This window comes from Rhodococcus sp. IEGM1428 (assembly GCF_050321865.1).
Taxonomy (GTDB): Bacteria; Actinomycetota; Actinomycetes; order Mycobacteriales; family Mycobacteriaceae; genus Rhodococcoides.
The window spans coordinates 1-21,791 of record NZ_JBNQFW010000010.1 but is presented as its reverse complement, the minus strand read 5'-3'; the positions used below and the strand labels follow the sequence as shown (position 1 = coordinate 21,791).

Sequence of the window (21,791 nt, the reverse complement as noted above, 5' to 3'; positions counted from 1 at the left end):
ACGGAATCTCCGGCTATGACGACGACACTTCCGATCGGGCTCACGGTGACCGCGCGCGTTCCGGCGTCCAGTGCCAACATCGGACCCGGATTCGACAGTCTCGGAATCGCTCTGGGGCTCTACGATGAAATCGAGGTCACGACCACCGCGTCGGGGCTGAGGATTCATGTCGACGGCGAGGGCTCGGCGGATGTCCCGTGGGGTCCGACGCATCTGGTGGTTCGCGCCATCGAGCGAGGGCTCGAAGCTGCCGGAGTGTGGGCCGACGGTCTGGATGTCCACTGCCGCAACGCAATTCCTCATTCTAGAGGTCTCGGTTCGTCGGCGTCGGCTGTGGTCGGGGGCCTCGCAGCGGCCAACGCGCTCGCTGCGAAAGTCGATCCGTCCAGCGCATTGTCGGAGAGCCAGCTCGTTCAGTTGTCGTCGGAATTCGAGGGGCATCCCGACAACGCGTCGGCGAGCTGCCTCGGCGGAGCCGTCGTGTCGTGGAGCGAACCGCCCAATGCCAGTGTGACGGCGCGGAAGTACGCGGCCGTGAGGCTCGATGTGCATCCGACCATCAGGGTCGTCGTGCTCGTGCCGGCGGAGCGCTCGTCGACCTCGCACACGCGGGGTCTGTTGCCCGAGTTGGTGCCCCATCGTGATGCGGCCTTCAATGTGAGTCGGAGTGCTCTCGTGGTGGTGGCGCTGACTCAGCGTCCGGATCTGCTGATGTCGGCGACGGAAGATCTGCTTCATCAAGGACAGCGGGCCCAAGCGCTGCCCGACACCACGCGCTGGATCGCGACTCTGCGCGCCCGATCGATCGCGGCCGTGGTCTCCGGGGCCGGACCGACCGTCATGGCGTTGTGCACCGAAGAGTTTCCGACGGATCTGCGCGACGCCGCGATCGCCGAGGGGTGGCAGGTACTCGACCTGGAGGTAGCCGACGGAGTGACCGTCGCGTGACAAACGCCGGGTAGGGTTCTTGCCGAGTGGGGACAACGGCGCTATGGTGAACCCTGTCCGTACATCGTGCGCTTCAGACGCCGGTTTCGTCAGGGCAATCAGGTCGCTGTATTCGGGGGATTCAAACGTCCGAGTGATGTGACGCTCCTGACTCGATCCTTCCCGTAGTTCTCTGCGGTCTCGGATCGATGGTGTCGTCGACGGAGTGCGTCGAACATGAACGGCAATATCCGAGTTCGGCAGAACGTCGAACTGCGGAACGAACCCTCGGCTGCGCATCGAGCGAGCGAGGGAAGGAAAGGACCTCCGTGACCGATACGGAACTTATCTCTGCGCCCGAAACGTCACGCCGACGTGCAGGCCTGTCCGGAATGGTTCTCACCGAGCTACGCAGCCTCGCTGGCGAACTCGGCATCAAGAGCATCTCCGGCATGCGCAAGGGCGACCTGATCGCAGCCATTTCCGAGCGTCAATCGGGTGCTGCGTCGGCGAAGTCGGCCAAGTCCGACGCACCCAAGTCCGACGCACCCAAGACGCGCCGCGCCGCTGCGTCGACACCCGCCGTCGAAGATCGACCTGCAGCAGAGGCAGCACCGGCACCCGAGGTGTCGACTGCCGACGCCTCGGCGACGCAGTCGGTCGACGCGGCAGACTCGGCTCCCGAAACCGGTCGTCGCGCGCGTGGCCGTCGAGCAGCAGGTCGCCGCGCGGGTGCACCCGATCAGCTCCCGCTCGACGACAGCGACAACTCGGCTGGATCCGAGACCGCAGCAACTGCTCCCTCCGCGGACACCGCGTCGAGCGAAAAGCAGGACGAGGGCGACAACGCCGCCCCCGAGCGGCCGCGACGCAGTCGCGGCGAGCGGAACCGTCAGGACGGATCCGACCGGGAACAGCGTGACGCCGACGGCAACCGAGACAACGGTGCCCGTGACAACGGAAGCCGTAATCAGGGCGACCGCGACACGGCCACCCGCGAGAACGGCAGCCGGGACAACGGCAACCGCAACCAGAACGACCGCAACCAGGGTGATCGCAACCAGGGTGATCGGGACAACTCCAACCGTGACAACGGTGGTCGCAATCAGTCCGATCGCAACGGCCGTAACCGCAATCAGGGCGATGGTCGCAACGACAACCGCAACGATGGCCGCAACGAGGAGCGAAACAACGGTCCTCGCGACAACCGCGACAACAATCAGGACGACGAGGGCGAAGGCCGGGGTCGTCGGGGTCGTCGGTTCCGTGAGCGGCGTCGTGGACGCGATCGTGGCGAGGGCAACGACGGCGGCGGCGGCGGACGCGAGCGCGACACCGAGATTCGTGAGGACGATGTTCTTCAGCCGGTAGCCGGCATCCTCGACGTTCTCGACAACTACGCGTTCGTCCGCACCTCGGGCTACCTGGCCGGACCGAACGACGTCTACGTGTCGATGAACCTCGTCCGCAAGAACGGTCTTCGTCGCGGCGATGCCGTCACCGGCGCAGTTCGAGTGGCACGCGAAGGCGAGCAGTCGAGCCAGCGGCAGAAGTTCAACCCGCTCGTGCGATTGGACACCGTCAACGGGGGAGAGGTCGAGGCTGCCCGCAAGCGTCCGGAATTCGGCAAACTCACCCCGCTGTACCCCAACCAGCGTCTGCGTCTCGAGACTCAGCAGAACATCCTCACCACGCGCATCATCGACCTGGTGATGCCGATCGGCAAGGGCCAGCGTGCGCTCATCGTCAGCCCGCCGAAGGCAGGTAAGACCAGCGTTCTGCAGGCTATTGCCAACGCGATCGCCATCAACAATCCCGAGTGCTATCTGATGGTCATCCTCGTCGACGAGCGTCCCGAAGAAGTGACGGACATGCAGCGCAGCGTCAAGGGCGAGGTCATCGCATCGACGTTCGACCGGCCTCCGGGCGATCACACCGCCGTTGCCGAGTTGGCGATCGAACGGGCCAAGCGCCTGGTCGAAGCCGGACAGGACGTGGTGGTTCTGCTCGACTCGATCACCCGTCTGGGACGTGCGTACAACAACAGCTCGCCGGCTTCGGGACGCATCCTGTCCGGTGGTGTCGACTCGACCGCGCTGTATCCGCCGAAGCGGTTCCTCGGTGCGGCTCGAAACATCGAGCACGGTGGATCGCTGACGATCATCGCCACGGCCATGGTCGAGACCGGATCCACCGGCGACACCGTGATCTTCGAGGAGTTCAAGGGCACCGGTAACGCCGAGCTCAAACTCGATCGAAAGATCGCGGAGCGGCGCGTGTTCCCGGCCGTCGACATCAACCCGTCCAGCACCCGCCACGACGAACTGCTTCTTGCTCCGGACGAGGCGGCAGTGGTGCACAAGTTGCGACGCGTGTTGTCCGGACTCGACTCCCACCAGGCCATCGACCTGCTGGTCGATCGACTGAAGAAGAGCAAGAACAACCTCGAGTTCCTGATGGAAGTCTCGAAGACGGCACCCGGCGGCAACAACGACTGATCGGTTGTTCCCCGGATCTTTCACCCGGGGAACAAGCCGGCAGGTGCGTGCGTTGTAAGCATCTGTCGGCACAGAAGTACCGACGATTAGCAGGGCGGATGCCCGCTCTGGCATAATCAACGGCCGAGTCCGGTTCCGGTTCACGTCTTCGATCGGCGAAGGCGACCCGGCGACCATTACAAAGAACGGTAAGGACACCATGAAGGCAGGAATTCACCCCGACTACACACTGACGACAGTCGTCTGTGGTTGCGGAAATACTTTCGAGACCCGAAGCACCACCGACAAAGAGCGCATCAGCGTCGAGGTCTGCTCGCAGTGCCACCCCTTCTACACCGGCAAGCAGAAGATTCTCGACACCGGCGGCCGCGTCGCACGCTTCGAGGCTCGCTACGGCAAGCGCGCCGGCAAGAAGGCCGACGCAGACAGCTAGCTGTTCCGCCGACGCCCGTCCTGTGATTCACAGGACGGGCGTCGGCTTTTTTGTGTCCACACCCAGTTGCACCCGCGTTCGAGAGTGAGTCATTCCCATGGCGAGAACAGTGAAGCCTTCGGCCATCGACGACATCCTTGCCGAACACTCCGGGCTCGAGCAGCAACTCGCCGACCCAGCGCTGCACAATGACCCGTCCGCGGCACGCAGAGCAGGTAAGAGGTTCGCCGAACTGGCACCGATCATGTCTGCGCACACCAAGTTGACCGCCGCTCAGGACGACCTCGAAGCCGCACGTGAGCTCGCAGCCGACGATTCTTCGTTCGCAGCAGAGATCCCCGAGCTCGAGGCGACAGTGCTGCACCTGGAGCAGACCCTCACCGACCTGCTCGCGCCACGCGACCCCCACGACGGCGACGACATCGTGATGGAGGTCAAGTCGGGTGAGGGCGGCGAGGAATCGGCGCTCTTCGCAGCCGATCTCGCGCGGATGTACGTGCGCTACGCAGAACGCCGTGGCTGGCGGGTGGAGGTACTCGACGCGAACGTTTCCGACCTGGGTGGATACAAGGACGCGACCCTGTCGATCAAGACCAAGGACCCGCTCGACGGCGTGTGGGCGCGCCTGAAGTTCGAGGGTGGCGTGCACCGGGTGCAGCGAGTGCCGGTCACCGAATCTCAGGGACGCGTGCATACTTCCGCGGCCGGGATCCTGGTCTATCCCGAACCCGACGAGGTCGAAGAAGTCCAGATCGACGAAACCGATCTGCGTATCGACGTCTACCGCTCGTCCGGCAAGGGCGGCCAGGGCGTCAACACCACCGACTCCGCGGTTCGGCTCACGCACCTTCCGACCGGCATCGTGGTGACCTGCCAGAACGAACGTTCGCAGCTGCAGAACAAGGCACGTGCCATGCAGGTTCTCGCAGCTCGCCTCCAGGCGGCCGCAGAGGAAGCAGCCAACGAAGAGGCCTCGGCCGGACGAGCCAGCCAGGTTCGTACCGTCGACCGCTCGGAGCGGATCAGAACCTACAACTACCCCGAGAACCGCATCACCGATCACCGCATCGGCTTCAAGGCGCACAACCTCGACGCCCTGCTCGACGGCGAGATGGATGCGTTACTCGACGCGCTGGCCAAGGCGGACCGCGACGCTCGTATGCAAGCAGAGTAGTTGGGGCGCAAAGCCTTTCGGATTTCGATCGGCCGGTCCATCGCTCGGTGCGATACCCTTGCTTCCAGGTTCGACCCCGCACGAGAGCCCCGAGAGGCACAGCAGAATGAACCAGGCCTTGACACCCGCAGGCGAGAACGCCGTCACCGAACTGTCGTCTCGCTACGGCATCTCGACCGACGCGGTCCGCACCATGCTCGACGCCGTCAACAACGGCCGCGGCTCCATGGCGCAATTCAACATTCCCGAGCTCGGTGGCAGCGGACAGTGGATGCGCGGCGGAATGACCATGGTGGGCAACATGTTCGATCACGGGCTCAAGAGCCGGGTCGACGGCCTGTGTCGTGATCTGTCTGCGGTGTTGTCGCAGCATCAGGTGTATCCGCCGCGAGAGGCCGCGGGTGGTTCGTTCGGTGGTAACTCGTTCGGGTCCGGTTCGTGGTGGCCATCGGATCTGGGTTCACCGAGTTCGAGCGGCGGCCAGAACGGGTCGCAGTACGCGGTGTTTCCTGGCTCCCGACGTCTCGCGGTGCTCGTGGGCGGGGAACTGGCCGTGTACGACACGCTGGACCACTCCATCGGGGGAGTGCAGCAACAGCAGGGCGGTGGACCGGGGTCGCTGGAATTCACCAGCCAGTACGGCACGTTCAGTGCAGGAAGTCTGCCTCGAGTGGACCAGCAATCGAGCGGAACGAACTCGCAGAACCAGTCCGCACCGCAGGCCTACCCGCAACAGTCCTCGTCACAGCAGTCTTCGTCCCAGCAGTCTTCGGCTCCGCAGGCCTCGAACCAGTCCGGGTCCGGGGGTAACCAGGTCGGCGTCGACATCTCCGAGATCACCGCTGCAATCGAGGCTCTCGCCGGATTGCACGCGAAGGGCTTCCTCACCGACGACGAGTTCTTCTCCAAGAAGTCGGAGTTACTGGGACGCGTGTGAGTGAGTGGTCGGAGCCTCGTGGCAGTCTGAACGGGTGAGCCGCAAGCCGCTACGCCTAGCCATCCTCGAAGCAACATCGATGCTGGAGGCGGCCGGTGTGCCGAGTCCACGGGTCGATGCAGAACTTCTTGCCGCGCACCTCGTCGGTGTGGAACGTGGCCGTCTCGGTCTTGTTCCCCTCGTCGAACCCGAGCTCGTCGAGGCGTACTTCCGGACCATCGAGCAGCGCGCGAAACGTATTCCGCTGCAATACATCACGGGTAAGACCTCGCTGGGCAACATCGACGTGGAAGTGGGCCCGGGTGTCTTCGTGCCGCGTCCGGAGACCGAGCTGCTGTTGGCTTGGGCTCTCGCGTTCCTCGAAAATGTGGACCACCATCCGCCTGTGATTCTCGACCTCTGCACGGGTTCGGGTGCGCTGGCGCTGGCGATCGCCAATGCTCGCCCGGACGCCGTCGTGCATGCCGTCGAGCTGGATCCGTCGGCCTTGGCGTGGGCGAGGCGTAATGCCGATCTGCGCAGCGGTGAAGGTGATACCCCGATCACCCTGCACCACGGCGACGTCACGGCACGCGATGTGTTGATCGAACTCGACGGTGCGGTCGACATGATCGTCGCGAATCCGCCCTACGTCCCGGAAGGCGCACAACTCGATCCCGAAGTGATCGATCACGATCCGCACATGGCTCTTTTCGGCGGTGCCGACGGACTGTCGGTGATCGAGCCGATGGTCGGCAACATCGCCCGTTGGCTTCGAGTCGGCGGCGGCGTCGCGATCGAGCACGACGACTCCAACGGCGACAAGGTGGCGGCTCTGCTGTCCCGGAGACGGGTGTTCACCGAGGTCACCGTGCATCCGGACCTGGCAGGAAGACCCAGGTTCGTCGTCGCCACACGGGCGCACCCTGCCTCTGCCTGACGGCGGGAGCGGCACCTGACATCACTTCGTTACCGCAAGTGGAAGGATGGGCACCGTGAGTACCGTTTACGACTGCAGTGAAGCCGATGCGCGCGCTGCGGGATTGACCGCGGCCCGCGGTGCCCTCAAGTCCGGCCGACTCGTGGTGATGCCCACCGACACCCTGTACGGCATCGCCGCCGATGCGTTCGACGGCAGCGCAGTCACAGATCTGCTGCGCGCCAAGGGCAGGGGACGCGATATGCCCGTGCCCGTGCTCGTCGGCTCGTGGAACACCATCGACGGGTTGGTCCAGAGTGTTCGGCCGCGCACCCGAGATTTGATTCGCGCGTTCTGGCCCGGCGCGTTGAGCATCGTCGTTCAGCAGGCACCGTCGCTGGCGTGGGATCTGGGCGATGCCCAGGGCACGGTCATGTTGCGTATGCCGCTGCATCCGGTCGCGCTCGAATTGCTGCGCGAGGTCGGTCCGCTCGCGGTGTCCAGCGCCAACATCTCGGGAAGCCCGCCTGCCACCACGGTGACAGAGGCACGGGAGCAGCTGGGTGGGTCGGCGGCGGTCTATCTCGACGGGGGACCGGCAGATCACGCGGTGGCGTCGACCATCGTGGATCTGACGAGCGACCGCGCACGAATTCTGCGGGTCGGTGCCATTCCCACCGAGAAGATTGCCGAGGTTCTCGGTGTCACCGCCGAAAGCCTGGTCCCGGGAGCGTCCTGACATGCCCGTCCGTGCCGCATGAGCGTCGAGTTGCTGGCTCAGTCGAATCTGGGGGCAGGCGTTCCCATTCGGGAGCTACTGCTGGTCTTTCTCACTGCTGCCGTCGTCACGTTCTTCGCCACCGGTGGAGTACGAGTGGCGGCGATCAAGTTCGGTGCGGTTGCCATTCCCCGCGATCGTGACGTCCACGTGCAGGCCACCCCGAGGCTCGGGGGAGTGGGCATCTACGTGGGCATGCTCGCCGCCCTGCTGTTCGCGTCGCAGCTGCCGGCCCTGGCCCGGGGTTTCGACGTGGCCTACAACCGCGACATACCGGCCGCGCTTGTTGCCGGGTTCGTGATCGTGCTGGTGGGTGTCATCGACGACCGCTGGGGCCTGGATGCCCTGACCAAGTTCGTCGGGCAGGTGACGGCAGCAGGCGTGCTGGTGATCATGGGTGTCAGCTGGGTCGTGCTGTATCAGCCCTGGGGAGGCGAACCCGGTCAGCCGGGCAGCACTCTGGTTCTCGATCAACTGCAAGCCGGACTCGTGACGGTTCTGATCACCGTCGTGATCGTCAACGCCATGAATTTCGTCGACGGTCTCGATGGGTTGGCCGCCGGTCTCGGGCTCATTTCCTCTGTGGCGATCTGCATTTTCTCGGTGGGGCTGTTGCAAGAGCAGGGCGGCGATGTGGGCGTCTACCCGCCGGCGCTGATCGCCGCCGCGCTGGCCGGTGCATGCCTGGGATTTCTGCCGCACAACTTCCAGCCCGCGCGCATCTTCATGGGTGATTCGGGCTCCATGCTCATCGGGCTGACGCTGGCCACGATCTCGACGAGTGCCTCGGGGCGGATCCCGTTGACGGCTTACGGTCCGCGCGATCTGCTGGGCCTGTTGTCGCCACTTCTGTTGGTCGGTGCCGTGATGCTCATCCCGATACTCGATCTGCTGTTGGCCGTCATCCGTCGCACCCGGGCCGGACGAAGCCCGTTCAGTCCGGACAAGATGCATTTGCATCATCGACTTCTGCAAATCGGTCACTCGCATCGACGGGTGGTGCTGGTGATCTACCTGTGGGTCGGTGTGCTCGCCTTCGGGGCGGTCGGATCATCCCTGCTCGATCGGCGGATCGTGGTGCTTCTGGTCGCCGCCGGTCTGGTGTTCGCGCTGGTGGTCACTGCTGTCCCTACCTTGCGGGTGGATCGATCGCGTGGACCGGTGCGTCGAAGCGCACGACGAGGCAGCTGATCCCGTCCTCTGTTTCCCGTCGTGCCCCGGCTACTCTCGACAACTGTGACCTTCACTCCGCAGTCCATGCCCGATCAATTCGCGCCGCTTCGCGCCGCCGTCCGATACGGACTGATCGGCCTGGTGGTGCTGACGGTGGTGAGCGTCGGGATCTCGGTGGCTGCGGCCGGCACGCCCGGCCTGTGGGGATCATTGATCGGAGTGGCCATCGGCGGGGGTTTCGTCATCACGACGGCGCTGTCGGTTGCTCTCACCACACGTTTTCCGGCCTCGGCCGTCGGGGCGCTGTTGCTCGGTGGCTGGCTGGTCAAGATGGTCATCGCGCTGATCGTGCTGGTCGCGCTCAAGGATGCCGAGTTCTACAACCGGTACTCGTTGGGGCTGACGATCCTGGGGGCGCTGGTGGTCGTGCTCGGGGCCGAGGTATTCGGGGTCGTCAAGACCAAAGTCGCCTACGTTGACAGTGTTCCCGCCGCCGACCACACCGACAACCGGTAGTACGACAAGCTGTCGTAATCGGTTAAGCTGAGGCCCGCCTACACAACGTCGTAGTTCTGTTGATAAAGTTTGCATCAAGCGGTGGGCAAGACCGGGACAAAAGAGACTTTTTCCCCGGACTGGACCCCCGCAGGTAGCAGTCAGCGTGAGCTTCCTTACAGTAGGCCCGGAGTCACCGACTTCGGCAACGTAAGGTTCCGCCCTGAGAGTTGCCGAGTCGACGTGAGTCGCCGACACCCGACAGACGCTTGGCCGATGAAGACCGGGCCTCAGCCTCTGACGATTGCGAGCCGATTTTCGTCGACTTGATAGATCGTCATTGTCCGATCGAACCGCAGTCGTCACCCGGCTGCGGCCCGAACACGGGAGAGACCGCTGAGCGTCACCAACCTGGCTGCGGAGTTCCATCCGCCGTCACTATCCGATTTCTTTCCTCCCGCGGTGCTGTTCGAGGGAACCCCGTTCGAGCTCGACCGACTGATGCTCATCCGCATCCTGATGTCGGCGCTGCTGATCGTGTTCATGCTGATCGCTCTGCGCAGCCCCAAGATCGTGCCTCGTGGAATTCAGAACGTTGCCGAGATCGCTCTCGACTTCGTTCGGATCCACGTCGCGGAGGACGTGCTCGGCAAGGAGCAGGGACGTCGCTTCCTGCCCGTCATCATGACGATCTTCTTCACGGTGCTGGCGGTGAACGCCAGTGCGGTCATTCCGTTCCTGAACATCTCGTCCAACGCAAGGATCGGCCTGCCCATCGTGCTGGCCGCGGTCGCGTACATCGCGTTCGTCTACGCCGGTGTGAAGAAGTTCGGCGTCGGCAAGTTCGTCAAGGGCACGATCGTCATCCCCGGCATCCCGCCGGCCATGCACGTGCTGCTGATTCCGCTCGAGTTCATCTCGAACTTCGTGCTCCGCCCGTTCACGCTGACCGTGCGTCTGCTGGCCAACATGCTCGCCGGCCACATCATGCTCGTGCTGTTCTTCAGCGCCACGCAGTTCTTCCTCTTCGAGGCCTCCGCGGGCCTGAAGATTTTCGCCGCACCCTCGCTCATCATGGGCTTCTTGTTCACGATGTTCGAGATGCTGGTGATCTTCCTGCAGGCGTACATCTTCGCGCTGCTGACGGCGATCTACATCGATCTGTCGCTGCACGCCGACTCGCACTGACCGACCAACAGACCGAACTAGCTACACCGCCACCTCCGATACCCGGATGTGGACCGAAGAAAGGGAACGGAAAACCGAATGAGCCTTGAAGTTCTGGCCCAGGCGCAGGAAATCACCGCCAACGGATACGGCGCCATCGGCTACGGCCTCGCAGCGATCGGTGGTGGCATCGGCCTCGGCCTCGTCGTCGCCAAGAACATGGAAGCCACCGCTCGTCAGCCCGAGCTGGCCGGTCAGCTCCGTACGACGATGTTCCTCGGCATTGCATTCACCGAGTCCCTCGCCCTGATCGGCCTCGTCGCCGGCTTCATTCTCTGAGAGCGCGATGACAAACGCGATAACGCTGCTCGCAGCAGGGGCTGAAGGGGAGGAATCCCCGAACCCACTGTTGCCCGCAACATACGACATCGTTTGGTCGATCGTCTGTGTCGTGATCATCGGCTTCCTGTTCTGGAAGTACGTCGTACCGCGTTTCCAGACGGTTCTCGCCGAGCGTTCCGAGCTCATCGAAGGCGGAATCAAGAAGGCCGAGCAGGCGCAGGCCGAGGCCAAGGCTGCTCTCGAGCAGTACCACGCTCAGCTGGCCGACGCACGTTCCGAGGCCGCGCAGATCCGTGAGGAAGCGCGTACCCAGGGGCAGGCCATTCTTGCCGAGATGAAGGAAAAGGCGCAGGAGGAAAGCGACCGGATCGTAGCCGCAGGCCACAATCAGCTCGTTGCTCAGCGTCAGCAGATCGTCACTGAACTTCGTGGAGATCTGGGACGTACGGCCGTCGAACTCGCGGAGAAGGTCATCGGAGAGCAGCTGTCCGACGACGCGAAGCGTTCCAGTTCGATCGATCGCTTCCTCAACGAGCTGGATTCCGTCACCGCGGACTCCGCATCCGGAAAGTGAGTCGAACCATGTACGCAACTTCTCGTGAGTCACTCGCCCGTACGCGGTCGGTTGCCCACGAAGCTCTGGGGTCCGCGTCGGATGGCGAGGCAACAGCTGTCGCTGCTCAGACCGGTGCCGAGTTGTTCGCCGTCGTCGAGACTCTCGACGCGCAGCGCACGTTGCGTACCGCTCTTGCCGACTCGTCGGTCGAGGGCGTTCGGCGAAGCGATCTGGCCGGAGAGGTCTTCTCCGGCCAGGTGTCGAGTGCAACGGCAACGATCGTCAAGGCCGCTGCCGGCGAAAGCTGGTCCAACGCCCGCGACCTGCTGAACTCTCTTGTCGAGCTGGGACGCGAAGCTCTGCTCCGCGCTGCGGCCGATCAAGATCAGCTGGACACGGTCGAGGACGAGTTGTTCCGACTGGGACGCATCGTGGCCGGCAACCCGCAGCTCGAGCAGGCCCTGTCGGATCGCTCGAAGCCGTCGCAGGCCAAGCGCGAACTGCTCGGTCGCCTGCTGTACGGCAAGGTCACGGCAGTCACCGAGGCGCTCGCAGTTCAGGCTGTGACGCGTCCCCGCAAGGCGGCCCCCGCGGACGTGCTGAACGGACTGGCAGATCTGGCCGCCGAACAGCGTGACCGTGCGGTTGCACACGTACGCAGCGCAGCCCCACTGAGCGACAGTCAGCTCGAGAAGCTGACCGCAACCTTGACCCGCACGTACGGCAAGCAGGTCACGGTGCACGTAGAGGTCGATACCGAACTGCTCAGCGGACTTGTCGTTCGTATCGGCGACGAGGTCATCGACGGTAGCGGGGCAGGCCGCCTCGCTGCATTGCGAAAGACGCTCAAATAGTCCGACACGGACACAGTAACGAGACGAATTGCCTCGGCATTCGAGGCTTTTCATACCGCGATCATTCGAAGGAAGAGCAGGAAACACTATGGCGGAGCTGACGATCTCCTCCGACGAGATCCGTAGCGCGATCGATAACTTCACCGCGAGCTACTCACCGGAGTCTTCCCGCGAGGAGGTCGGCACGGTTACGGACACGAGCGACGGAATCGCTCACGTGTCCGGATTGCCGTCGGCGATGTCCAACGAACTCCTGGAGTTCCCGGGCGGCGTTCTCGGAGTTGCACTGAACCTCGATGCCACCGAGATCGGTGCCGTCATCCTGGGTGACTACGAGCACATCGAAGAGGGCCAGGAAGTCAAGCGCACCGGAGACGTGCTGTCGGTCCCCGTGGGCGACGGCTACCTCGGCCGCGTCGTGGACCCCCTTGGCAAGCCCATCGACGGCCTCGGCGACATCGAGTCCTCCGAGACCCGCGCCCTCGAGCTGCAGGCTGCCTCGGTGCTCGAGCGTCAGCCCGTCGAGGAGCCGCTGCAGACCGGTATCAAGGCCATCGACGCCATGACCCCGATCGGCCGTGGCCAGCGCCAGCTCATCATCGGCGACCGCAAGACCGGCAAGACCGCCGTCTGCATCGACGCGATCCTGAACCAGAAGGCCAACTGGGAGAGCGGCGACGAGAAGAAGCAGGTTCGCTGCATCTACGTCGCCATCGGCCAGAAGGGCTCCACGATCGCAGGCGTCAAGGCTGCGCTCGAAGAGCAGGGCGCACTCGAATACACGACCATCGTCGCGGCCCCCGCGTCCGATTCGGCCGGCTTCAAGTGGCTCGCTCCGTACACCGGCTCGGCCATCGGCCAGCACTGGATGTACCAGGGCAAGCACGTCCTCATCGTGTTCGACGATCTGACCAAGCAGGCCGAGGCATACCGCGCCATCTCACTGCTGCTGCGTCGCCCGCCGGGCCGCGAGGCATACCCCGGTGACGTCTTCTACTTGCACTCCCGTCTGCTGGAGCGCTCGGCAAAGCTGTCCGACGAGCTCGGTGGCGGATCGTTGACGGCTCTGCCGATCATCGAGACCAAGGCCAACGACGTCTCGGCGTACATCCCGACCAACGTCATCTCCATCACCGACGGCCAGGTCTTCCTGGAGTCGGACCTCTTCAACAAGGGTGTCCGTCCCGCTATCAACGTGGGTATCTCGGTTTCCCGAGTCGGCGGTGCTGCGCAGACCAAGGGCATGAAGAAGGTCTCGGGATCCCTTCGCCTCGAGCTCGCTCAGTTCCGTGAGCTCGAAGCCTTCTCCGCGTTCGCTTCCGACCTCGACGCGGCCTCCAAGGCTCAGCTCGAGCGCGGCGCTCGCCTGGTGGAGCTGCTCAAGCAGGATCAGTACGCACCGGTCGCCGTCGAGGACCAGATCGTATCGATCTGGCTCGCCGGACAGGGCACGTACGACTCCGTCCCGGTCGGCGACGTTCGCCGCTTCGAGACCGAGCTGCTCGAGGATCTGCACCGCAACGCCAGCGGCGTCTACGACAGCATTGCCGGTGGCAAGGCTCTCGACGACGACAACCAGAAGGCACTGACCGAAGCGACCGAGAAGTTCAAGGCCGGCTTCGTGGACTCGGACGGCAACCGCGTCGTCAACGAGGCCGAGGCAGACACTCTGAATGCCGACGAGGTCAGCCAGGAGCAGGTCAACGTCACCCGCAAGACAGTCAGCAAGTAGGCCGGCGATGACAGGTGACAAGACGAGCACAGAAGGGAGCGTGAACAGCTAGATGGCAAGCATTCTCGAGCTTCGCTCCCGCATCAAGTCGGTCAACTCGACGAAGAAGATCACCAAAGCACAAGAGTTGATCGCAACATCGCGAATCACCAAGGCGCAGGCCCGCGTTGCCGCATCGAAGCCGTACGCGGAAGAGATCACCAAGGTGCTCTCCGCATTGGCCAGTGCATCGAGTTCGCTCGATCACCCGTTGCTCAACGAGCGACCCGAGCCCAAACGTGCCGCAGTTCTGGTCGTGACCAGTGACCGCGGTATGTGCGGTGGCTACAACTCCAACGTCCTCAAGGAAACGGAGGAGCTGTTTCAGCTCCTCCGCTCCGAGGGCAAGGATCCGGTCATCTACGTGCTCGGTGCAAAAGGCCTGGGCTACTACACATTCCGCGAGCGGGACGTGAAGGGTGCCTGGACCGGCTTCTCCCAGGAACCCGGCTACGCCGACGCGGCGAAGGCCAGTAAGCATCTGGTCGAGCTGTTCATGGCGGGCTCGGGCACCGAGGTCGACGCTCCCAACGGCGAAGGCACCGTCGAGGGCGTGGACGAGTTGCACATCGTCTACACCCGCTTCGTGTCGATGCTCACGCAGAAGCCCGAGGTTCGCCGGATGGCACCACTCGAAATCTCGTACACAGACGAGGAATTCGAGATGGGTGCGGACGCATTGACCGACTCGCCGACCGCAGATGTGCAGGCACAGTACGAGTTCGAGCCGGAGGCAGGCACTCTGCTCTCGGCGCTGCTGCCCAAGTACATCAGCACCAGGATCTACGCGTCGTTGCTCGATGCAGCAGCGTCGGAGTCCGCGGCGCGTCGTACCGCCATGAAGGCAGCGACGGACAACGCGAACGAATTGGTCGAGACCCTGAGCCGTCAGGCCAACCAGGCTCGGCAGGCCCAGATCACCCAGGAAATCAGCGAAATCGTCGGTGGCGCCAACGCGTTGGCCGACAGCGCAGGAAGTGACTAAGCAATGACCGCAGCAGTAGCCCAAGAGAACGCGAGCGGAGCGGACACTCAGTCCGGCCGTGTCGTTCGGGTCATCGGCCCCGTTGTGGACGTCGAGTTCCCGCGCGGCTCGATTCCCGCACTGTTCAACGCCCTCAACGCAGAGATCACTCTGCCGACCGTGGCCAAGACCCTGACGCTCGAGGTGGCACAGCACCTCGGCGACAACTTGGTTCGCACCATTTCGATGCAGCCGACGGACGGCCTCGTTCGCGGCACCGCTGTCGTCGACTCGGGCAAGCCGATCTCGGTTCCCGTCGGCGACGTCGTCAAGGGCCACGTCTTCAACGCCCTCGGTGACTGCTTGGACACCCCCGGACTCGGCCGCGACGGCGAGCAGTGGGGCATCCACCGCAAGCCCCCAGCCTTCGACCAGCTCGAGGGCAAGACCGAGATCCTCGAGACCGGTATCAAGGTCATCGACCTTCTCACCCCGTACGTCAAGGGCGGCAAGATCGGTCTGTTCGGTGGTGCCGGTGTCGGCAAGACCGTGCTGATCCAGGAAATGATCACCCGTATCGCACGTGAGTTCTCGGGCACCTCGGTGTTCGCAGGCGTCGGCGAGCGCACTCGTGAGGGCACCGACCTTCACCTCGAGATGGAAGAGATGGGCGTCCTTCAGGACACCGCCCTCGTCTTCGGCCAGATGGACGAGCCGCCGGGCACGCGTATGCGTGTCGCTCTGTCTGCACTGACCATGGCGGAGTACTTCCGCGATGTGCAGGGCCAGGACGTGTTGCTCTTCATCGACAACATCTTCCGGTTCACGCAGGCAGGTTCGGAGGTGTCGACCCTTCTCGGTCGTATGCCCTCGGCCGTGGGCTACCAGCCCACACTGGCGGACGAGATGGGTGAGCTCCAGGAGCGCATCACCTCGACCCGCGGACGCTCGATCACCTCGCTGCAGGCGATCTACGTTCCCGCCGACGACTACACCGACCCGGCACCGGCAACGACGTTCGCGCACCTCGATGCGACGACCGAGCTCTCGCGTCCGATCTCGCAGATGGGTATCTACCCCGCTGTGGACCCGCTGAGCTCCACCTCCCGTATCCTTGAGCCCGGCATCGTCGGTGCGGAGCACTTCCGCGTCGCCAACGAGGTCAAGCGGATTCTGCAGAAGTACAAGGAACTGCAGGACATCATCGCCATCCTCGGTATGGACGAGCTTCAGGAAGAGGACAAGGTTCTGGTCGGTCGCGCACGCCGCCTCCAGAAGTTCCTCGGCCAGAACTTCATCGTCGCCGAGAAGTTCACCGGTGAGGCCGGTTCGGTCGTGTCGCTCTCGGACACCATCGAGGCGTTCGACAAGGTCACCAAGGGTGAGTACGACCACCTTCCCGAGCAGGCCTTCAACAGCTGTGGCGGTCTCGACGATGTCGAGGCAGCCGCGAAGAAGATGGCCGGAAAGTAGACCGACGTGACTTCTTCCGAGAAGAGCGGCATGGAGGTCTCTCTGGTCGCTGTGGAGCAGAAACTCTGGTCCGGCACCGCGACCATCGTCAGTGCTCAGACCACCGAAGGTGAAATCGGCATCATGGCCGGCCACGAGCCTGTCCTCGGCCAGTTGGTCGAGGCGGGCACGGTGTCGATCACGACGACCGACGGCGAAAAGATCATCGCCGCCGTCCACGGTGGATTTCTGTCGGTGACTGGCAAGACGGTGACCGTGCTGGCGGAGTCGGCTGATTTCGCCGACGACATCGATGTGGAAGCGGCACGGTCCGTAGTGGCAGAGAACGGCGACGACCTCGAGGCCATTGCGGTGGCCAAGGGACGTATCCGCGCTGTCGAGCGGTCCTAGGTTCACGAGAAGCCGCGACGAGACCTGCGATGCACACCGGACTGATTGCTCTGATCATTCTGGTTGTGCTGCTCGCAGGGCTCGTCGCGGCTTTTGCGTATCGTCTGACGGTTCTTCGCCGCGGAGGTACGGCGGCGATCATGCGGGTGCTTCCGTCCGATGGTGGTAGCGGATGGCGCCACGGCATCATTCGGTACGGCGACAACACTCTGGTGTTCTTCAAGCTGTCGAGTCTGCGCCCGGGACCTGATCACCGTCTGGGCAGACAAGATATTCACGTGGGTGATCGGCGTGCACCGCAGGACACCGAGTTCGACATCATGACTGCGGACATCGCTGTTCTGGAATTGACGGACAGCGGCAAGAATTTCGAGATCGCGCTCGACAGAAGCGCTTTGACCGCATTTCTGTCCTGGGTCGAATCCCGACCGTCCGGCCGCTCGCGTCGCAGACGGCCGGCGGCGTGATCAGCTCTCGTCGGTAGCAGGTTCGCTGGTCGTCCGACTGGACCCCGGTACCCACTGAACGTCGCCCTCGGGATTGGCGTACCGACTCAGAATGAACAACAGGTCCGAGAGCCGATTGAGGTATTTCGCCGGGAGCGCGCTGGTCGACTCCGGACTTGCATGAACTGCAGCCCATGCCGATCGTTCAGCGCGTCGGGCCACGGTTCGCGACACGTGCAGCAGTGCGCCCAATGGTGTTCCGCCCGGCAGGATGAACGACGTCAACGCGGGCAATTCGTCGTTGAATTCGTCGCACCAGGCCTCGAGGCGGTCGACATAACTCTGATCGATCCTCAACGGTGGATATTCCGGATCGTCGACGACGGGCGTCGAGAGGTCGGCCCCGGCGTCGAACAGGTCGCTCTGGATGGTTCGAATCACCGAATGCACCGATTCGGACGGGTTGCCCAGTGCCAGAACCACTCCGAGGCTCGCATTGGTCTCGTCGCAGTCCGCGTACGCAATCAGGCGTTCGTCGTTCTTGGAGACCCGGGAGAAGTCGCTCAGTCCAGTGGTCCCGTCGTCGCCGGTTCTGGTGTAAATGCGGGTGAGATGGACGGCCATGCCGGCTACGGTACCGCGCGGGTGTGGGTCGGTGCCGCTGGCTACGCTGTCGAAGTGAGCGAACGTTTCTTGGTCAACGGTGGTAACCGCCTCGTCGGTGAGGTGGCGGTCGGCGGCGCGAAGAACAGCGTCCTCAAACTGATGGCGGCCGCGCTGCTTGCCGAGGGCACCAGCACGATCACCAATTGCCCCGACATCCTGGATGTGCCGTTGATGGCAGAGGTGCTGCGTGGGCTCGGCTGTGAGGTCGACCTCGAGGGTTCGGTCGTTCACATCACCACCCCGGCCATGCCCAAGTATCACGCCGATTTTGCTGCCGTTCGTCAATTTCGAGCATCGGTGTGCGTGTTGGGCCCGCTGGTGGCGCGATGTAAAAGGGCTGTCGTAGCCCTGCCGGGTGGTGACGCCATCGGTTCACGACCCCTCGACATGCACCAGTCCGGCCTGCAGCTGCTGGGAGCACGCAGCGAAATTCAGCACGGATGCGTCGTCGCCGAAGCCGATGAGTTGCGCGGCGCGAACATCAGGTTGGCTTTTCCGTCCGTAGGAGCGACCGAGAACATCTTGATGGCGGCAGTGCTCGCCACCGGTGAGACCGTGATCGACAACGCGGCACGCGAACCGGACATCGTCGATGTGTGCAACATGCTCAACGAGATGGGTGCCGACGTCCGAGGTGCAGGTACCTCGACCCTCACCATTCGGGGTGTCAGTGCGTTGAAGCCGACGACTCATCGCGTCATCGGCGACCGAATCGTTGCTGCTACGTGGGGAATCGCGGCCGCGATGACGCGAGGGGATGTCCGTGTGCGGGGAGTCAACCCCAAGCACCTGTCGCTCGTGTTGGACAAGCTGCGGTCTGCCGGTGCCGAGGTGACCAGCGAGCCGGACGGCTTTCGCGTCGTCCAGCGCGAGCGGCCACGAGCGGTGAACTTCGCGACGTTGCCGTATCCCGGGTTTCCGACGGATCTTCAGCCGATGGCAATCGGGCTTGCGACCGTCGCCGACGGGACGTCGATGATCACCGAGAACGTGTTCGAGGCGCGCTTCCGGTTCGTCGAGGAAATGATCCGACTGGGCGCTGACGCTCGTACCGATGGCCACCATGCTGTGGTGCGCGGTGTGCCGCAGCTGTCCAGTGCACCGGTGTGGTCGTCCGACATTCGGGCCGGGGCCGGGCTGGTGCTGGCCGGTCTGGTAGCCGATGGAACGACCGAGGTTCACGACGTCTACCACATCGACAGGGGCTATCCACGATTCGTGGAAAATCTGACTGCTCTCGGAGGGAGCATCGAGCGGGTCAGCTGACCAGTCTCTTGTGGAGGGCGTTGACCAGCACACGCAGCGCCCGATCGAATCGATCGTCCGTCACTGAGCCGTAGCCGACGACGATCCCACCCTCGGTGGTCGGCGACCGCGTCGAGTGCTCGAGGGTGGGCAGGTCGACCCCGTTCGCTGCGCAGTCGGCCGCGACGTCGCGCGCCACCTCGGTGTCGAGCACGAGAACTGTATGCAGCCCGGCACCGACACCCCGAAGCTCGCCGAATCGAGAGAGCGCGGCGGCCACGACGCGGTCACGTGCCCGATAGATCCGACGGGCGGTGCGTACGGATCGGTCCCATTCGCCGTCGCGTAACAGTGAGCTCATGGCGTGCTGGATGGGCACCGATGGGTAGTCGCCGATGGCGCGACGTGTTTCGGTGATGCGCTCGACCATCGACGGGGGAGCCACCATCCATCCGAGTCGCACGCCGGCACCCAACGTCTTCGATACGGTTCCCAAGTAGACGGCGCGGTCCGGAACGAGCTCGGTGACTGTGGGCAAAGGTGCTATGCCGTAACGGAATTCGGAATCGTAGTCGTCTTCGATGATGGTCGATCCGGTACTTCGTGCCCAGTCCGCCAGTGCGCGCCTGCGACCGATGGGCATGAGCCCGCCGGTGGGGTATTGGTGTGAGGGGGTGACGTAGACGGCAGGGGCCCTTGGAGGTACAGATTCGAGTTCTTCGACCACAAGGCCCTCACGGTCGACGGAGACATCGTGAACGGACCACCCGCGGTGCGTCGCGAGGGCGGCGGCAGATCGGTATCCCGGATTCTCCAGTGCGAGAACATGTTCGACATCTACGTTCGCTGAGAGGGCACCCAGTATCAGGTCGAGACCGTGAATGCTTCCCGTGGTCACGACGATCGAATCCGCGCCGGTGTGCAGTCCGCGTGCACGGCCCAGCAGATCCGCGATGCGTGTTCTCAGGTCGAGCAAACCTGCCGGATCGGGGTAGTCGCCGGGCGGGGGCGACGCGCCGACATCTCGCCAGGCCCGCTTCCACGCTTCGGACGCGCGAGGAGGAGTCCACGGTATTCCGGGTCGGAGTGAAATGCGCTGAGCAACCGGTGGGTCTTCTTGTGCTCGGCGCGGGCTTCGGCGTGATCTGACGGCGTGCGGAACATCTCGGACGTAATTTCCGGATCCGCGACGTGCATCGAGCCAACCTTCGGCCACGAGCTGCTCGTACGCCTTCTCCACCACCGCACGAGCCAAGCCCACTTCGGCGGAAAGCGCTCTGGTACTGGGCAATCGGGCGCCCGGCCCAAGCTCGCCGCGATCGATGGCCGCGCGGATACCGTCGGCTACCTGAACGGGCAACGTACGACGGTCGGCCCGATCGACCGTGATCGACAGCGAATTCGGCGGCAATGTCATCGTGCGTCACCTGTCCAGGGAGATAAGTGGCCTAGCAAAGTCACTATCTATTGGACCATGACAGTGAGCCAACCGAGCGGAATCCTGTAGTCATGACAACCGACGACGCACTCCTGTCCCCGACGCCCAGAACCACGGTGATCCGTGGTCGGCAGCGCGCTCGAGCTGAGCGATCGGCACTGCTGGACGTTCTCGGCTCGGCTCGGCTCTGCCATCTGGGCGTAGTGGTGGACAACGTGCCGCGTGTGCTTCCGACCGTGTTCGGCGTGGATCCGGACGGCCCGGACAGGGCCGGAACTCTGTACCTGCACGGCTCGGTCGCCTCTCGCAGCCTGATCGAGGCTCCGGCGCAGGACATCTGCGTGACGGTCACCGTTGTCGACGGGTTGGTTCTGGCTCGATCCGCGTTCCATCACTCGATGAACTATCGAAGCGCGGTCGTGGTTGGGCGGCCGCGTCGAGTGGAGGACGAGCAGGAGCGAATTCTTGCTTTGGACGCAATAGTCGATCAGGTCGTTCCCGGTAGAAGTGCACACCTGCGTGCGCATACGAGGAAGGAACTCGCAGCTACCAGTGTGCTGGCGCTTCCGCTGTACGAGGCATCGGTGAAGGCGCGTGCCGGCGGACCGGTCGACGACGACACCGACATTGCAGCCGGGGGAGTGTGGGCGGGTGTCGTTCCCATCGGTGAAAGCGTCGGGCGTGCAGTACGTGCCGAAGACGTGGAACCACACCTTGCGCTGCCCGATCATGTCTTCGCGTTGTCTCGGCCCTGAAACCCGCATCACCGGTATTTCCTGCAAATATGGTGGGCGTCACACGGCAAGGTATGGCGGCCGTACCGAGCAGGGTGGAGCGCGCATGGGCTCGGACCTGCACAGATGTCCGCAACGCCTCGATCCACCAGCCGATTTGCACGCGTGGGGTTGGTGGCGTAACTTTTGTCGAGTCAGAGCGACGGACACCGACCCGGTCTTCACGGACAGGGATACGAGGTTGGACGTGTGGTTCGGCAGGTTTTATCCCCCAAGAGTCGGGCCTTGTGTCCGAGACCAAGCTGGGATAGGCTGGAACAGTTGCCCTTGAGGCCTTCGGACTGTGTGTTCGTGGGGTTCGAGTGTGTGCGTGTTCTTTGAGAACTCAACAGTGTGTCGATGAATGTCAGTGCCGAATTTTTGTTTGGTGAA

The 21,791-nt window shown here is 63.8% G+C and carries 22 protein-coding genes; 20 read left to right on the top strand and 2 right to left on the bottom strand.

What is annotated here, in order from left to right:
• Window positions 1-15: 15 nt before the first annotated feature.
• The 18 genes from thrB (at window position 16) to ACQR3T_RS27305 (ending at window position 17,297) form a co-directional block, all read left to right on the top strand.
• Window positions 16-948 carry a homoserine kinase gene (thrB, locus tag ACQR3T_RS27390; protein ID WP_428695666.1) on the top strand — a complete coding sequence of 311 codons (933 nt, stop codon included), beginning with the start codon at window positions 16-18 and terminating at the stop codon, window positions 946-948.
• Between the two features lie 308 nt (window positions 949-1,256).
• On the top strand, window positions 1,257-3,425 hold the full coding sequence (gene rho, locus ACQR3T_RS27385) for a transcription termination factor Rho (RefSeq protein ID WP_428695665.1): 2,169 nt from the start codon (window positions 1,257-1,259) through the stop codon (window positions 3,423-3,425).
• Between the two features lie 199 nt (window positions 3,426-3,624).
• Window positions 3,625-3,858: a 50S ribosomal protein L31 gene (gene rpmE / locus ACQR3T_RS27380; RefSeq protein WP_008715081.1), complete on the top strand. Its 234-nt coding sequence runs from the start codon at window positions 3,625-3,627 to the stop codon at window positions 3,856-3,858.
• Between the two features lie 97 nt (window positions 3,859-3,955).
• Window positions 3,956-5,032, top strand: a complete 1,077-nt coding sequence (gene prfA / locus ACQR3T_RS27375; RefSeq protein WP_032378891.1) for a peptide chain release factor 1 — start codon at window positions 3,956-3,958, stop codon at window positions 5,030-5,032.
• Window positions 5,033-5,138: 106 nt separating this feature from the next.
• Window positions 5,139-5,969, top strand: a complete 831-nt coding sequence (locus ACQR3T_RS27370) for an SHOCT domain-containing protein (protein WP_428695664.1) — start codon at window positions 5,139-5,141, stop codon at window positions 5,967-5,969.
• A 34-nt stretch (window positions 5,970-6,003) separates the two neighbouring features.
• Window positions 6,004-6,888: a peptide chain release factor N(5)-glutamine methyltransferase gene (gene prmC / locus ACQR3T_RS27365; RefSeq protein WP_428695663.1), complete on the top strand. Its 885-nt coding sequence runs from the start codon at window positions 6,004-6,006 to the stop codon at window positions 6,886-6,888.
• Window positions 6,889-6,943: 55 nt separating this feature from the next.
• Complete coding sequence (locus ACQR3T_RS27360; protein WP_032379490.1) at window positions 6,944-7,606, top strand: L-threonylcarbamoyladenylate synthase; 663 nt, start codon at window positions 6,944-6,946, stop codon at window positions 7,604-7,606.
• A gap of 18 nt (window positions 7,607-7,624) precedes the next feature.
• Complete coding sequence (locus tag ACQR3T_RS27355; protein WP_032378889.1) at window positions 7,625-8,836, top strand: glycosyltransferase family 4 protein; 1,212 nt, start codon at window positions 7,625-7,627, stop codon at window positions 8,834-8,836.
• Between the two features lie 66 nt (window positions 8,837-8,902).
• Window positions 8,903-9,334, top strand: a complete 432-nt coding sequence (locus tag ACQR3T_RS27350) for a hypothetical protein (RefSeq protein ID WP_052065953.1) — start codon at window positions 8,903-8,905, stop codon at window positions 9,332-9,334.
• Between the two features lie 441 nt (window positions 9,335-9,775).
• The gene (gene atpB / locus ACQR3T_RS27345) at window positions 9,776-10,501 is read left to right on the top strand and encodes a F0F1 ATP synthase subunit A (protein WP_032378887.1); all 726 of its coding nucleotides are present in this window, start codon (window positions 9,776-9,778) and stop codon (window positions 10,499-10,501) included.
• Window positions 10,502-10,579: 78 nt separating this feature from the next.
• Entirely contained in the window at window positions 10,580-10,819 is a 240-nt protein-coding gene (locus ACQR3T_RS27340) for an ATP synthase F0 subunit C (RefSeq protein ID WP_027497904.1), read from the top strand.
• Window positions 10,820-10,826: 7 nt separating this feature from the next.
• Complete coding sequence (locus tag ACQR3T_RS27335) at window positions 10,827-11,396, top strand: F0F1 ATP synthase subunit B (RefSeq protein ID WP_032378886.1); 570 nt, start codon at window positions 10,827-10,829, stop codon at window positions 11,394-11,396.
• A gap of 8 nt (window positions 11,397-11,404) precedes the next feature.
• Window positions 11,405-12,232, top strand: a complete 828-nt coding sequence (locus tag ACQR3T_RS27330; protein ID WP_032378885.1) for a F0F1 ATP synthase subunit delta — start codon at window positions 11,405-11,407, stop codon at window positions 12,230-12,232.
• A gap of 88 nt (window positions 12,233-12,320) precedes the next feature.
• Window positions 12,321-13,964, top strand: a complete 1,644-nt coding sequence (gene atpA / locus ACQR3T_RS27325) for a F0F1 ATP synthase subunit alpha (protein WP_032378884.1) — start codon at window positions 12,321-12,323, stop codon at window positions 13,962-13,964.
• Between the two features lie 52 nt (window positions 13,965-14,016).
• Window positions 14,017-14,988, top strand: a complete 972-nt coding sequence (locus tag ACQR3T_RS27320) for a F0F1 ATP synthase subunit gamma (protein ID WP_032378883.1) — start codon at window positions 14,017-14,019, stop codon at window positions 14,986-14,988.
• 3 nt (window positions 14,989-14,991) lie between these two features.
• Window positions 14,992-16,440: a F0F1 ATP synthase subunit beta gene (gene atpD / locus ACQR3T_RS27315; protein ID WP_027497899.1), complete on the top strand. Its 1,449-nt coding sequence runs from the start codon at window positions 14,992-14,994 to the stop codon at window positions 16,438-16,440.
• 30 nt (window positions 16,441-16,470) lie between these two features.
• The gene (locus ACQR3T_RS27310; RefSeq protein ID WP_032378882.1) at window positions 16,471-16,830 is read left to right on the top strand and encodes a F0F1 ATP synthase subunit epsilon; all 360 of its coding nucleotides are present in this window, start codon (window positions 16,471-16,473) and stop codon (window positions 16,828-16,830) included.
• A 29-nt stretch (window positions 16,831-16,859) separates the two neighbouring features.
• Entirely contained in the window at window positions 16,860-17,297 is a 438-nt protein-coding gene (locus tag ACQR3T_RS27305; RefSeq protein WP_428695662.1) for a DUF2550 domain-containing protein, read from the top strand.
• Here the strand turns inward: ACQR3T_RS27305 and ACQR3T_RS27300 are convergent, their stop codons facing one another.
• A complete protein-coding gene (locus ACQR3T_RS27300) occupies window positions 17,298-17,900 on the bottom strand; it encodes a cob(I)yrinic acid a,c-diamide adenosyltransferase (RefSeq protein WP_428695661.1) in 603 nt (200 codons plus the stop codon).
• A gap of 54 nt (window positions 17,901-17,954) precedes the next feature.
• Here ACQR3T_RS27300 and murA point away from each other — a divergent pair, with 54 nt between their 5' ends.
• A complete protein-coding gene (murA, locus tag ACQR3T_RS27295) occupies window positions 17,955-19,208 on the top strand; it encodes a UDP-N-acetylglucosamine 1-carboxyvinyltransferase (RefSeq protein WP_032379489.1) in 1,254 nt (417 codons plus the stop codon).
• On the opposite strand, the gene ACQR3T_RS27290 is transcribed toward murA, so the two are convergent.
• Window positions 19,201-20,604: a PLP-dependent aminotransferase family protein gene (locus ACQR3T_RS27290; protein ID WP_428695660.1), complete on the bottom strand. Its 1,404-nt coding sequence runs from the start codon at window positions 20,602-20,604 to the stop codon at window positions 19,201-19,203. The two genes, murA and ACQR3T_RS27290, sit on opposite strands and share 8 nt — an antisense overlap.
• Before the next feature lie 92 nt (window positions 20,605-20,696).
• Between ACQR3T_RS27290 and ACQR3T_RS27285 the strand changes: the two genes are divergently transcribed.
• Complete coding sequence (locus tag ACQR3T_RS27285; RefSeq protein ID WP_428695659.1) at window positions 20,697-21,380, top strand: pyridoxamine 5'-phosphate oxidase family protein; 684 nt, start codon at window positions 20,697-20,699, stop codon at window positions 21,378-21,380.
• Window positions 21,381-21,791 lie beyond the last annotated feature (411 nt).